The sequence below is a fragment of the Devosia sp. YIM 151766 genome (assembly GCF_030285925.1).
Classification (GTDB): domain Bacteria; phylum Pseudomonadota; class Alphaproteobacteria; order Rhizobiales; family Devosiaceae; genus Devosia.
On the sequence record NZ_CP127251.1, the window covers coordinates 2,932,287 to 2,944,678 of the forward strand.

The following is a 12,392-nucleotide window of genomic DNA, read 5'->3' on the forward strand; positions in this document are numbered from 1 at the left end:
TTTGCAAGCGATTCCGCAGCCCTGCCCCATCGAATGGCGCTAGGGATTGTTCATGCAATGGCGCTAATATGTCTCCATGACCGACAGCGCCTTTGCCACCGACGATTTCATCCGCGAGCGCATCTCCGCCTGGCTGCGCGATCTGGGCTCGGTGAAACGCCTCGCGCCCAAGACGCTGGAAGCCTATAATCGCGACCTGTCGCAATTCATGAGCTTCCTCGCCACCCATATGGGCGGACCGGTGACCCTGCAATCGCTCCAGGAATTGCGCGGCGCCGATATCCGCGCCTTCATGGCCCGGCGCCGCACCGAAAGCCTCGGCTCGCGCTCGCTGGCCCGGGTGCTCTCGGCGCTGAAGAGCTTTTTCGGCTTTCTCGAACGCGAGGGCATTCTGGCCAGCGAGGCGCTCAACGTCATCCGCACCCCCAGGATCGCGCCTTCCCTGCCCAAGGCCCTCACCATTGTCGAAGCGAGGCAGACCATCGCCACCACCGGCCAGATGGAGGAACGCCCCTGGGTCGCGGCCCGCGACATGGCAGTGATTTCCCTGTGCTACGGCGCCGGCCTGCGCATTTCCGAGGCATTGGCGCTGACCCGCTCCGATCTCGAAGCGGATACGCTGCGCGTCACCGGCAAGGGCGGCAGGATGCGCATGGTGCCGCTGATCGCCCCGGTGCGGCAGGCCATCGACACCTATCTCGGCCTCGTCCCTTTCAAGCTCTGGCCCGAAGAGCCGCTGTTCCGCGGCGTGCGCGGCGGCGTGCTCTCGCCCCGTCTCATCCAATTGCGCATGCAGCAATTGCGCTCCGCCCTCGGCCTGCCGCCCTCGGCGACGCCCCATGCCCTGCGCCATTCCTTCGCCACACACCTGCTCGGCAAGGGCGGCGATCTGCGCTCGATCCAGGAATTGCTCGGCCATGCCAGCCTCTCCACCACCCAGATCTATACCGCCGTCGATACCGAGCACCTATTGGAAAGCTATGCCCGCGCCCATCCGCGCGGCTAGACCCGAATGGACGGTTTTGGCCGGCCACGGCTTTGAGCGGCCCCGGGGAGGGTCTATTGCTGGGGAGAAAGAAGACGCTCCATGCCCCCCTCCCGGACCCGATCCGCTCCACTCGCCATCGATATGATCGGCTATGGCCTCGCCCTTGGCGGCGCGGCGCTGTTTTCCACCAAGGGCATTTTCATCAAGCTCGCCTTCGCCGAAGGCGTCTCGACCGAGGCGACGCTGGCCCTGCGCATGCTGGTGGCGCTGCCGGTCTATCTCGTCATCCTGATCGGCCTGCTGCGGCGCAATGACCGGATCCGCGCCCTATTGACCCCACGAACCTTTCTGGCCTGCATGGGCGTTGGCGCCCTGGGCTATTACGTTTCCAGCTATCTCGATTTTGCCGGCCTGGCCTTCGTCTCGGCGCAATATGAGCGATTGGTCCTGTTCACCTATCCGTTCTTCGTGCTGCTGTTCGGCGTCTGGTTCTTCGGCGACCGCATGAACTGGAAATTGCTGCCGGCCATGCTGACCACCTATGCCGGCCTGCTGGTCATCTTCACCTGGAACCTGGCCGTGCAGCCCGAAGGCCTGCTGCTCGGCACCGTCCTGGTGTTGGGCGCAGCCCTGACCTTCGCCTTCTATCAGCACCTGGCCCGGCGACAGATGCTGATTATCGGCTCGGGCCTGTTCACCTGTATCGGCATGTCCACCGCCGCCTGCCTTGCCATCGGCCAGAGCCTTTTGGTCGATGGTCCCGCCAGTTATGCCACCTTCAGCCCCTATATCTGGTTCCTCGGCCTGATGCTGGGCATTTTTGGCACCGTGCTGCCCTCTTTCCTACTCAATGCCGGCATTGCCCGCATCGGTGCGCGCGCCACTGCCTCCACCGCTTCTCTGGGCCCCATCATCACCATCGCGCTGGCCATAGTCATTCTGGGGGAGCAATTCACCATCTTCCATGCCATCGGCACCGCGCTGGTTCTGCTCGGCTCGTCGCTGTTCGCGCGCCTTGAAAACCGCGCCCGGGGCGAGGCCTAGTTTTCCCGCTACTGATTGCCGCAATACCGCTGTAAAGTGGCAGCAGGAATGCGTCATGGCGGCAATCAGGAGGGACATGGCATGGATATGATGAACAGGAATCTTGGCCGCGCCGCGCTGGCCTTGGCGCTGATGGCCGCCCTCGCCGTTCCGGTCCTGGCGCAAGCCGATGCCGAGATCGATTTCGGCGACGATAGCAGCGAATGGGCCAATGACGGGGAATGCGACGATCCCCGCTTTGCCGGCGCCGGCATGGCCGTCACCCTGCTCGACAGCGACCGGCTGGCCGATGCCAGCGATTGCCGCGCCGCCTTCGAGGCCGGCGCCATCACGCTGGCCGATGAAACGGCGGCCATTGGCGACGCCATCGATTTCGGCGACGATAGCGGCGAATGGGCCAATGACCAGGAATGCGACGATCCGCGCTTTGCCGGGCCGGGCATGGCCGGGACGCTGGACGATGACAATATCGGCCGCGATGCTACCGATTGCCGCAATGCTTTCGCCGACGGCACCATCGCCCTGGGCGATGGCAGCGATGGCGCCCCAGGCGATGGCAATCCCGCCACCGCCTGGCTGACCCTGCTCGCCGACCGCGTGGATTTCGGCGACGATAGCGGCGACTGGCCCCATGACGGGGAATGCGATGATCCCGATTTTTCCGGCCGGGGCGCCACCGCCCAGCCCTATGACGATAACCGGCTGGCCGATGCCAGCGATTGTCGCGCCGCCTTCATCGCCGGCACGGTGGTTCTGCGCTCCGCCGGCATTGCCAGCGGCGCATTCGATTATGGCAATGACCAGTCCCGCTGGGCCCATGACGGGGAATGCGACGACCCGCGCTTTGCCGGGCCGGGCATGGCCAAGAAGCTCGATGCCGACGACATCGCCGCCGATGCCAGCGATTGCCGCATGCTCGAAGCCGCCGGCGATATCGCCATCAAGCCGGTCTATCGCCCCGACTATGCGCAGGCCGCGCCCTATGACGGTTCGGCTGTCGATTTCGGCGACGACAGCTCCCCCTATGCCGATAACGATGTCTGCGACGATCCGCGCTTCGAAGGCCCCGGCGCCGCCATCACCCTGCTCGAAAGCGACCGCTCCGCCGACGCCAGCGATTGCCGCGCCGCCTTCGAGGCCGGCACCATCGCCTTGCGCGAAGGCGAGAGCTGATCCGACCCATCCACCCCATCGTCACCCTCGCGCTCGACGCGGGGTGGCGATGGGGTGGTTTCGCACATTGCTATCGCCTTTTTCTCGGTGTCACCCCCGCGAAAGCGGGGGCCTCCGTTTTGCCAACAGAGGTTCCCGCCTTTCGCGCCAATGACATTGTGGTCAAGCAAAATCGGGTGGGTGTTGCCGGCCTCTTGCTTCGACGGCGCCCTTCCCGGCTCGTCACCCTCGCGCTTGACGCGAGGGTGACGAGCAGTGAGGAGAGGATCATGGCAGGGAGCCTGCCGCGAGCATGGCGTTTGGGAACGGATATGCCCCTAAGCCGCGACCCTGCGCTCCACCATCATCTTCTTGATCTGCGCAATGGCCTTGGCCGGATTGAGGCCCTTGGGGCAGGCCTGCGAGCAGTTCATGATCGTGTGGCAGCGATAGAGCTTGAACGGGTCTTCGAGGTTGTCGAGGCGTTCGCTGGTGGTCTCGTCGCGGCTGTCGATCAGCCAGCGATAGGCCTGCAACAGCGCCGCGGGACCGAGATATTTCTCTCCGTTCCACCAATAGGACGGGCAGGAGGTCGAGCAGCAGGCGCAGAGAATGCACTCATAGAGCCCGTCGAGCTTGGCGCGGTTCTCGATGGACTGCGTCCATTCCTTTTCCGGCGCCGGCGAGGTGGTCTTGAGCCAGGGCTCGATGGCCCGGTGCTGGGCGTAGAAATTGCTGAGGTCCGGCACCAGGTCCTTGACCACCGGCATATGCGGCAGCGGATAGATCTTGATGGGGCCCGAACTGTCATCCATGCCCTTGGTGCAGGCCAGGGTATTGAGCCCGTTGATATTCATCGAGCACGACCCGCAAATCCCCTCGCGGCAGGAGCGGCGCAGCGTCAGCGTCGGGTCGATATTGTTCTTGATATAGAGCAGGCCGTCCAGGATCATCGGGCCGCAGGCGTCCAGATCGACGAAATAGGTGTCGATGCGCGGATTGTCCTGCTTGTCCGGGTCATAGCGATAGACGTGATATTCGCGCAGGCGCGTCGCGCCTTCCGGCTTGGGCCAGGTCTGGCCCTTTTGCGGCTGGTCGGCCTTGCGCAAAGTCAGTTCGGCCATGTCGATGTTCTTCCTTCTCAACCGGCCTCGCAAGGCCCAAGGATCGTCGCGCCCGCAGCGATCAGTTCTCAATAATTCGGCTTGCAGACCTGGTTCGATCTGGCGACATAGGCATTATAGGCCTGATAATCGGCGGCGCTGGGCGAGCCGCCCTTCATCGAGGCGATGACCACGCCCATGAAGCGCTCGTCGATCAGCGTCATGGCCGCATCGGCCTTGCAGCCGCATAATTCGGCGTTCTGCGAAATCCCGAAACAGACCTTGTAGAATTCGTCCTTCTGGGCGGCGCTGGGCGCGGCGGCCAGGGCCGGCCCCATACCCGTCGCCAAGATCAGCATTGCAAAGACAGTCTTGCGCATCGTCTGGCTCCCTTCAGTCCTTGGCCGCCGCCCCATTGTGGCGAAGACCCCGCCGCTTCGCCCCGATTGCCGGCTTCTCGGCCGCCGCCATGGCGGCCTCGCGCCGGGCGATGAAGCTGGCGACCTGCGCCTCGATATCCTCAGCCGCTTCTTGGCAATGCTCACACATGCCCGATCCTCAATAAACCCGCGCCTTGGGCGCGATCTTGTTGAGGTCGATGCCGCCCTGATCCGGCGGCGTCAGCGGGTCGATGATGACCGGGCGATAGGACAATTCCACCGCGCCGGTAGCGACATCGATGCGGCTCAGCGTATGCTTGCGCCAGTTTTCGTCGTCGCGATTGGGGAAATCCTCATGAGCATGGGCGCCGCGGCTTTCGTGGCGGGCCTCGGCCGACACCACCGTGGTCACGGCGCAGACCATGAGATTTTCCAGCTCCAGCGTCTCGACCAGGTCCGAGTTCCAGATCAGCGAGCGATCGGTGACCTTGATGTCGGGCAGGCGGGCATAGATTTCGCTCATCGCCTCGACGCCCTGGCGCAACGATTCGGAGGTGCGGAACACGGCGGCGTCGGCCTGCATCGTGTGCTGCATCTCGTCACGCAGCTTCGCCGTCGGCTGGGCGCCATTGGCGTGGCGCAGCCGGTCGAAACGGGCGAGGATTTTGTCGTCCTGGGCCTTGTTGATCCCCGGTACCGGCGCGGCCTTGTCCAGCACCTTGCCGGCGCGGATCGCGGCGGCACGACCGAAGACCACGAGGTCGGTCAGCGAATTGGACCCGAGGCGATTGGCGCCATGCACCGAGGCGCAGGCCGCTTCGCCCACCGCCATCAGGCCGGGCACGATGCGGTTGGGATCGTCTGGTGTCGGGTTGAGCACCTCGCCGTGATAATTGGCCGGGATGCCGCCCATATTATAGTGCACCGTCGGCAGGACCGGGATCGGCTCGCGGGTCAGGTCGACGCCGGCAAAGATGCGGGCGCTTTCGGTAATGCCCGGCAGCCGCTCATGCAGCACTTTGGGATCGAGATGGTCGAGGTGCAGGTAGATATGGTCCTTCTTGGGGCCGACGCCCCGTCCCTCGCGGATTTCCAGCGTCATGCAGCGGCTGACCACGTCGCGCGAGGCCAGGTCCTTGGCATTGGGGGCATAGCGCTCCATGAAGCGCTCGCCTTCCGAATTGGTGAGATAGCCGCCCTCGCCCCGCGCCCCTTCGGTGATCAGCACGCCGGCGCCATAAATGCCGGTGGGATGGAATTGCACGAATTCCATGTCCTGGAGCGGCAGCCCGGCCCGCGCCGCCATGCCATTACCGTCGCCGGTACAGGTATGGGCCGAAGTGGCCGAGAAATAGGAGCGGCCATAACCGCCGGTCGCCAGCACCACCAGCTTGGCGCGGAAGCGGTGCAGCGTGCCGTCGTCGAGCTTCCAGGCGATGACGCCCTGGCAGGAGCCGTCTTCGCCCATGATCAGGTCAAGCGCGAAATATTCGATGAAGAATTGCGCGTCGTGCTTGAGCGACTGGCCGTACAGCGTATGCAGGATGGCATGGCCGGTGCGGTCGGCGGCGGCGCAGGTGCGCTGCACCGGCGGGCCGTCGCCGAATTCGGTCATATGCCCGCCAAAGGGCCGCTGATAGATGCGGCCGTCCTGGGTGCGCGAAAACGGCACGCCGTAATGTTCCAGCTCATAAATGGCCGCCGGGGCCTCGCGCGCCAGATATTCCATGGCATCGTTGTCGCCCAGCCAGTCCGACCCCTTGACGGTGTCGTACATGTGCCATTGCCAGCTGTCCGGCCCCATATTCTGCAAGGACGCCGCAATGCCGCCCTGCGCCGCCACCGTGTGGCTGCGGGTCGGGAACACCTTGGTGATGCAGGCGGTGTTGAAACCCTGCTCGGCCATGCCCAGCGTGGCACGCAGGCCCGCGCCGCCGGCGCCGACCACCACCACGTCGAATTCGTGGTCGATCACTTCGTATTGAGCCATGTCGATCAGTTCCAGAAGACGAGACGGGCGACGGCGCCGATGCCGGCCAGCGCCACGATGAGACAGAAAAAGCTGTTGAGAGCCATGGTCAGCCGGAACATGCGGCCCTCGGCATAATCTTCCAGCGTATCGCGCATGCCGTTGCGCATATGCACCGCCACCACCGCGATGAGCACCATCAGCGGCACCCCGATCCAGCCATTGCCGATAATGGCGACGAGTTCGCCGCGGTCCTGCCCGGCCAGCCGCACCACCAGGAACAGCAACAGGCCCAGAAACAGGATATTGATCAGGCCGGTCACCCGCTGGGTGATGAAATGGCGGGTCGAGGCCTTGGCGTCGCCATAGCGGCTGCGCGGATCGGCGATCATGTCCTTGGTGATCATGGTTTCACGCATCACGCCACCCACACGAAGATTGTCCAGATCAGAATGGTGATGGCGATCGAGCCGGCCAGCGTCGCCCAGGCCAGGGCCTCGCGCTGGCCGGGCTCCAGCATCACCGTGAAGTCCCAGATCCAGTGCCGCAATCCCCCCAGCATGTGATGCACCAGGCTCCAGGTGAAGCCGAACAGCACCACCTGCCCGAACCAGCTGCCATAGACGATATTGACCCCGTCGAGCGCCTCCTGCCCCATTGCCGCGGCCATCAGCCAGATCACGAACAGGGCCATGCCGGCATAATTGGCGATGCCGGTGGCGCGATGGAAGATCGACATGGCCATGGTGATGGTCCAGCGGTAGATCTGCAAATGCGGGGAAGTGGGTCGGGCTCTGACAGACATGGGGCGATCCGGGGCCGGCGGGACGCGATGGAATATCGCGTCCAGTTTGGAATGGTTCGAGTTTCTAGCGCCCAATGCCGAGGAAATCAAAGCCCCCGACCCATATCAAGGGACTACTTTCGGCGCATTACGCACTTTGTTCGCTGGGCGCACAGACTGTTCGAATGGCGTCGTCTCCTTCGCGGGCTCGCAAAGACACTGCCTCGCCCGCCCGCCATGCCGATTCTTCCGCTTGACTCATTCATAGCTCGATGGCTATCTATCATTCATAGCCATTCAGCTATGGATATGACATTATGCCTGCCTCGCCCGATGATGTGTTCCGCGCCCTCGCCGATCCGACCCGGCGCGCTTTGTTCGAGCGCCTTTGCCGCGAGGGCGAGCGCACGGTCGGCGCGCTGACCAGCGGCGCCGGCGTCTCCCAGCCGGTGGTTTCGCGGCACCTGGCCGTCCTCAAGCGCGCCGGCCTGGTCGGGGACCGCCCCCAGGGCCGCCAGACCCATTACCGCGCCGAACTCGCCGCCCTCGCCCCCCTCAGCGACTGGACCCGCGACATGCAGACCTTCTGGCGACAGCGCCTGGACGCGCTCGACGACCTTCTCCACAGGATGGACCAATGAACCCGCACCTCTTCATCCGGCAGAGCCATCGCTGGATTTCGATTTTCTTCACCCTGACGGTGATCGCCAATTTCATCGCCCTGTTTGCCGGCCAGTCCTCTGACTGGCTGACCTATCTGCCGCTCCTGCCGTTATTCCTGCTTTTGCTCAGTGGGCTTTACATGTTCTTCTTGCCCTATATCGGCCGCTGGCGGAGCCGCCGCCTGGCCGGCTAGCGCATCGTGCAGAAAAGTGGAATCCGGCTTTCTGCACAAGCGATGCGACATCAAAGAGGAAGAGCCGGCGATTTGCTGCAATCCAATCGCATGAGGCTCCAGGAGGAACCATGCCCGACAAGACCAGCCAACCGCCGAAATTGCTCTCCGGGGGCAATCCGCAGATCGCCAAGGGTTATGGCGAGGCGCCCGTCAAGGCCTATATCGCCGCCATGCCCGGCTGGAAAAGCGCTGTCGGCCGGCGCATCGACGCCATTATCACGCGCGAAATTCCCGGCGTCGAAAAGGCGGTCAAATGGAACTCGCCCTTCTATGGCACCAAGAAGGATTACTGGTTCCTGAGCCTGCATTGCTTCGAGCGCTATGTGAAAGTCACCTTCTTCCAGGGCGCGTCGCTCGATCCCTTGCCCAAGGGCAAATCCAAATATCCCGCCGTGCGTTATCTCGACATCCATGAAGGTGACGATTTCGACGCGCAATTCACCGAATGGGTCAAGCAGGCGAGCCGCCTGCCCGGCGAGAAGATGTGAGGACGTCAAATGCCCAAAGCCACTGCCGACTGGGACCAGTCCGAAGCCCCCGCCCATATCGACCGCCGCATCGCCGAATTGGGCGATTGGCGCGGCGAACTGTTGGCCCGCCTCCGCGCCCTCATCCTCTCGGCCGATCCGGGAATTGCCGAGGAATTCAAATGGAACAATCCGGTCTGGTCGCTCAACGGCATCATCTGCACCGGCGAGACCTATAAGGCCGCGGTCAAGACCACCTTTCCCAAAGGCGCCGCGCTCGACGATCCGCATGGGCTTTTCAATTCCAGCCTTGACGGCAATACCCGCCGCGCCATCGATTTCCGCCGGGACGAGAATTTCGACGAGGCGGCGTTTATCGCGCTGATCCGCGCCGCCATCGCCCTCAACAATGCCAAGAAACCCAGCCGGGAGCGCCTGCAATGACCCAGACCGACACCGAAACCCGCTCCGTCGTGGTCGAACGCGATTTTGTGCATCCGCCGGAAAAACTCTGGCGCGCCCTGACCCAGCCGCACCTGATCGAAGACTGGCTGATGAAGAATGATTTCGTGCCCAGCCCGGGGCACAAATTCCAGCTGCGCGGCGAATGGGGCGGCATTATCGATTGCGAAGTGCTGGCCATCGAACCCGATCGCAGCCTGTCCTATACGTGGAACTTCGCCAATGACGACCCGGCCTATGCGCTGGCAAGCGTCGTCACCTTCACCCTCACCCCCAATGCCGCCGGCACCCATCTGCGCGTCGAACAAAGCGGCTTCCGCCCCGGGCAGAAACAGGCCTATGGCGGGGCCCATGCCGGCTGGAAACAATTCCTCGGCAAGCTCGAAGAAACGCTGGCCGGTCTGTAATCGCTCGTCCCGCCCCTTAACTTTCACCCCCTTCACCTTCGCCGCTGGCCACCGCGTCATTCCCGCGAAAGCGGGAACCTCCGTTAAAAAAGCCAAAGCCTCGCTGTCGAGGGAAGGGAGCTAGATATTATCCCACCCACTCGTCACCCTCGCGCTCGACGCGAGGGTCCTGTGTCTGTTGAGCCTGCCGCAAGAGCCCCCGCGTCAAGCGCGAGGGCGACGATCCGGGATGCGGCTCGCGAGCAAGACCGCGCCGCTGGCCACCGCGTCATTCCCGCGAAAGCGGGAACCTCCGTTAAAAAAGCCAAAGCCTCGCTGTCGAGGGAAGGGGGTCACCCCCAATCCCCCACTCGTCACCCCCAATCCCCCACTCGTCACCCTCGCGCTCGACGCGAGGGTCCTGTGTCTGTTGCGCCTGCCGCAGGAGCCCCCGCGTCAAGCGCGAGGGCGACGATCCGAAAAGAGGGCGATATATGCGCCGACGCCACTTAGACCTCATGGTGAGCTTGTCGGACCACGAGGTCGCGGCCACGGCGCTCCCAACCTCGTCCTTCGACATCCTGTGCTTGCCGAAGGGTCAGGATGAGGTCTGCGGCAGATTGGAGCCTGCCGAAAGATCAGAATGAGGCCTGCGAGAAAATCGCGCGCCAATCCTCTTACGGCTCCAATTCGATGTCCCAATAGAGATAATCGAGCCAGCTCTGATGCAGGTGATTGGGCGGGAAGGCCCGGCCATTATTGTGCAGGTCATAGACGCTGGGCGCGTAAGGCGTCTGGTGCGGGAACATCTTGATTTCCTTGGGCAGCCGATTGGCCTTGCGCAGATTGCACGGCGCGCAGGCCGCCACCACGTTTTCCCAGGTGGTCAGCCCGCCCTTGGAGCGGGGAATGACGTGATCGAAGGTCAATTCGTGCGGGCTGCCGCAATATTGGCATTGGAAACGGTCGCGCAGGAACACGTTGAAGCGGGTAAAGGCGGGATGGCGTGCCGGCTTCACATAATCCTTGAGCGACACCACGCTGGGCAAGCGCATCGCGAAACTGGGCGAGCGGATGATCGTCTCGTATTCGGAAACGATATTCACGCGATCCAGGCACACCGCCTTGATGGCGTCCTGCCACGACCATAGCGAGAGCGGATAATAGCTGAGAGGCCGGAAATCGGCATTCAGCACCAGGGCGGGACAGGTCTCAGGCGACACATGGATGGTCACTTGAGTCTCCCGGATCGGGAATCGCGTAAGTCCATAGCTCCATTATACTAAGCCCTTTATGTCGGGCATGTGAAGCGGCATGTCGGGCTTATTTTTGCTTCGGCGCGCCGGGACGAAAGGAGCGTCGGGAAATCGGGTCCCGCCGGATTTCTTTACAGCCCCGCGATGAACTGCGTCGCAAAGGCCAGTCCGTCCGGCGCGATGCCATGGGCCACGCCCCGGCTGACGTGATAATGCACGTCGAACCCGGCGTCGCGCAAAGCCGCGTCCGCCTCGGCGCTGAGATTGGGATCGACCACCTCGTCCAGATCGCCATGCACCAGGCAGATCGGCGGCTTGGCCAGGTGCCCGCCTCCCAAGCCCTCGGGCGGCACCAAGGCGCCGGAAAAGCCGATAATGCCCATCAATTTCTGTTCCGCCGGCAGCGCCGTGCCGACATGCAGCGCCATCATCGCCCCCTGGCTGAAGCCGGTCAGCATGGTGCGCTCCGGCGTCAAGCCGGTCTGGCTCCACAGATCGTTGAGGAATTCGATCAGCACCGGCCGCGCCGCCTGCAATCCGCTCTGGCGGCTGGCGACGCGATCGCCGCTCCAATCGATGGCGAACCATTGGTAGCCGCCCATGCCCAGCGCTTCCGGCGCATGCGGCGAGACGAACAGGGCGCCGGGCAGGACGCCCTGCCAATGCGGCGCCAGCCCGATGAGGTCGTGGCCGTCGCTGCCATAGCCATGCAGCAGCACCATGGCGGCATCGGGCGCCCCGCCATTGGCCGGGGCCAGCATCGGGCCGGAAAGCTTGGTCATAAAAGGCTCGTTTCCCTGTTCTTCACTGCGGCGAAATAGCGCCAGAACATCAGCGCCGCCACCGAACGATGCGGCGACCAGTCCCGCGCCAGCCCGATCATCTCCTTGATCGTCGGCCGGGCGTCAAGGCCGAGCCCGTGATGCGCCGCCTTGAGCAGCGCCAGGTCGCCGGCCGGAAAAATGTCGGGATGTCCGCCGCAGAACAGCAGATAGACCTCGGCCGTCCAGGGACCGACCCCCTTCAGCGTCACCAGACGCGCAATCGCCTCCTCCGCCGGCAACGCCTCGATCGCGGCGAAATCCAGCTCGCCCGCCACCACCGCTTCGGCCACGGCGCGCAGGGCCAGGAACTTGCCGCGCGAAAATCCCACCGCCCGCACACTCTCCTCATCGAGGCGCAGATAGCTCTCCGGCGTCAGCGCCCCCGGCACCGCCTCGAACCGCGACCAGATGGCCGCCGCGCTCTGCACCGACAATTGCTGCCCGCAGATCACCTTGGCCATGCCGGCGAAATGCCGGGGATTGACGCGCGGCAGCACCGTGCCGGCCATCGCCCGCATCGGCGCCAGCGCCGGCACCAGCTCCGTCAGCGCATCGAGATGCCAGGCCAGGCCCTCCGGCGTATCGATCCGCGGTGTCGGAGCGGAAGTTGCAATGATATTTGTCATAGATCCTGATATCCTGGCCCCGCCTCGCCCGCCTCCTCGGGAAGCGCCGGGGA

17 protein-coding genes are annotated in these 12,392 nt (G+C 63.9%); 8 read left to right on the forward strand and 9 right to left on the reverse strand.

All coding sequences use genetic code 11. The annotated features are described in order from the left end of the window. Window positions 1-76 precede the first annotated feature (76 nt). The 3 genes from O9Z70_RS14370 (at window position 77) to O9Z70_RS14380 (ending at window position 3,205) form a co-directional block, all read left to right on the forward strand. Window positions 77-1,006 (forward strand): tyrosine recombinase XerC, encoded by a 930-nt coding sequence (locus O9Z70_RS14370; RefSeq protein ID WP_286020122.1) that lies wholly within the window; start codon window positions 77-79, stop codon window positions 1,004-1,006. A gap of 81 nt (window positions 1,007-1,087) precedes the next feature. Further along, window positions 1,088-2,032 (forward strand): DMT family transporter, encoded by a 945-nt coding sequence (locus tag O9Z70_RS14375; RefSeq protein ID WP_286020123.1) that lies wholly within the window; start codon window positions 1,088-1,090, stop codon window positions 2,030-2,032. Between the two features lie 81 nt (window positions 2,033-2,113). Then, window positions 2,114-3,205 carry a hypothetical protein gene (locus O9Z70_RS14380; RefSeq protein WP_286020124.1) on the forward strand — a complete coding sequence of 364 codons (1,092 nt, stop codon included), beginning with the start codon at window positions 2,114-2,116 and terminating at the stop codon, window positions 3,203-3,205. 317 nt (window positions 3,206-3,522) lie between these two features. Here O9Z70_RS14380 and O9Z70_RS14385 read toward each other — a convergent pair whose 3' ends face one another. The 6 genes from O9Z70_RS14385 to sdhC form a co-directional block, all read right to left on the reverse strand. Beyond that, a complete protein-coding gene (locus O9Z70_RS14385; RefSeq protein ID WP_286020125.1) occupies window positions 3,523-4,308 on the reverse strand; it encodes a succinate dehydrogenase iron-sulfur subunit in 786 nt (261 codons plus the stop codon). Window positions 4,309-4,376: 68 nt separating this feature from the next. Then, the gene (locus O9Z70_RS14390) at window positions 4,377-4,667 is read right to left on the reverse strand and encodes a hypothetical protein (protein ID WP_286020126.1); all 291 of its coding nucleotides are present in this window, start codon (window positions 4,665-4,667) and stop codon (window positions 4,377-4,379) included. A gap of 13 nt (window positions 4,668-4,680) precedes the next feature. After that, complete coding sequence (locus O9Z70_RS14395) at window positions 4,681-4,836, reverse strand: hypothetical protein (RefSeq protein WP_286020127.1); 156 nt, start codon at window positions 4,834-4,836, stop codon at window positions 4,681-4,683. Between the two features lie 9 nt (window positions 4,837-4,845). Next, window positions 4,846-6,657, reverse strand: coding sequence for a succinate dehydrogenase flavoprotein subunit (gene sdhA, locus O9Z70_RS14400; protein ID WP_286020128.1), 1,812 nt, complete (start codon window positions 6,655-6,657; stop codon window positions 4,846-4,848). A 5-nt stretch (window positions 6,658-6,662) separates the two neighbouring features. After that, window positions 6,663-7,055 carry a succinate dehydrogenase, hydrophobic membrane anchor protein gene (gene sdhD / locus O9Z70_RS14405; protein ID WP_286020129.1) on the reverse strand — a complete coding sequence of 131 codons (393 nt, stop codon included), beginning with the start codon at window positions 7,053-7,055 and terminating at the stop codon, window positions 6,663-6,665. Next, complete coding sequence (sdhC, locus tag O9Z70_RS14410; protein WP_286020130.1) at window positions 7,055-7,441, reverse strand: succinate dehydrogenase, cytochrome b556 subunit; 387 nt, start codon at window positions 7,439-7,441, stop codon at window positions 7,055-7,057. Before sdhC ends, sdhD begins: the two co-directional genes overlap by 1 nt. A gap of 296 nt (window positions 7,442-7,737) precedes the next feature. Between sdhC and O9Z70_RS14415 the strand changes: the two genes are divergently transcribed. From O9Z70_RS14415 to O9Z70_RS14435, 5 genes are all read left to right on the forward strand, one after another. Then, window positions 7,738-8,061 (forward strand): ArsR/SmtB family transcription factor, encoded by a 324-nt coding sequence (locus tag O9Z70_RS14415; RefSeq protein ID WP_286020131.1) that lies wholly within the window; start codon window positions 7,738-7,740, stop codon window positions 8,059-8,061. Further along, a complete protein-coding gene (locus O9Z70_RS14420; protein WP_286020132.1) occupies window positions 8,058-8,276 on the forward strand; it encodes a hypothetical protein in 219 nt (72 codons plus the stop codon). Before O9Z70_RS14415 ends, O9Z70_RS14420 begins: the two co-directional genes overlap by 4 nt. A gap of 110 nt (window positions 8,277-8,386) precedes the next feature. Continuing rightward, the gene (locus tag O9Z70_RS14425; RefSeq protein ID WP_286020133.1) at window positions 8,387-8,806 is read left to right on the forward strand and encodes a DUF1801 domain-containing protein; all 420 of its coding nucleotides are present in this window, start codon (window positions 8,387-8,389) and stop codon (window positions 8,804-8,806) included. A gap of 9 nt (window positions 8,807-8,815) precedes the next feature. Further along, entirely contained in the window at window positions 8,816-9,229 is a 414-nt protein-coding gene (locus O9Z70_RS14430) for a DUF1801 domain-containing protein (RefSeq protein WP_286020134.1), read from the forward strand. After that, a complete protein-coding gene (locus O9Z70_RS14435) occupies window positions 9,226-9,654 on the forward strand; it encodes an SRPBCC family protein (protein WP_286020135.1) in 429 nt (142 codons plus the stop codon). Before O9Z70_RS14430 ends, O9Z70_RS14435 begins: the two co-directional genes overlap by 4 nt. A 656-nt stretch (window positions 9,655-10,310) precedes the next feature. Here the strand turns inward: O9Z70_RS14435 and O9Z70_RS14440 are convergent. The 3 genes from O9Z70_RS14440 to O9Z70_RS14450 form a co-directional block, all read right to left on the reverse strand. Further along, window positions 10,311-10,868, reverse strand: coding sequence for an HNH endonuclease (locus O9Z70_RS14440; RefSeq protein ID WP_286020136.1), 558 nt, complete (start codon window positions 10,866-10,868; stop codon window positions 10,311-10,313). Between the two features lie 152 nt (window positions 10,869-11,020). Continuing rightward, complete coding sequence (locus tag O9Z70_RS14445) at window positions 11,021-11,671, reverse strand: alpha/beta hydrolase (protein WP_286020137.1); 651 nt, start codon at window positions 11,669-11,671, stop codon at window positions 11,021-11,023. Beyond that, window positions 11,668-12,339 (reverse strand): DNA-3-methyladenine glycosylase family protein, encoded by a 672-nt coding sequence (locus tag O9Z70_RS14450; protein WP_286020138.1) that lies wholly within the window; start codon window positions 12,337-12,339, stop codon window positions 11,668-11,670. The genes O9Z70_RS14445 and O9Z70_RS14450 overlap by 4 nt, the downstream gene beginning before the upstream one ends. Between the last annotated feature and the right edge of the window lie 53 nt (window positions 12,340-12,392).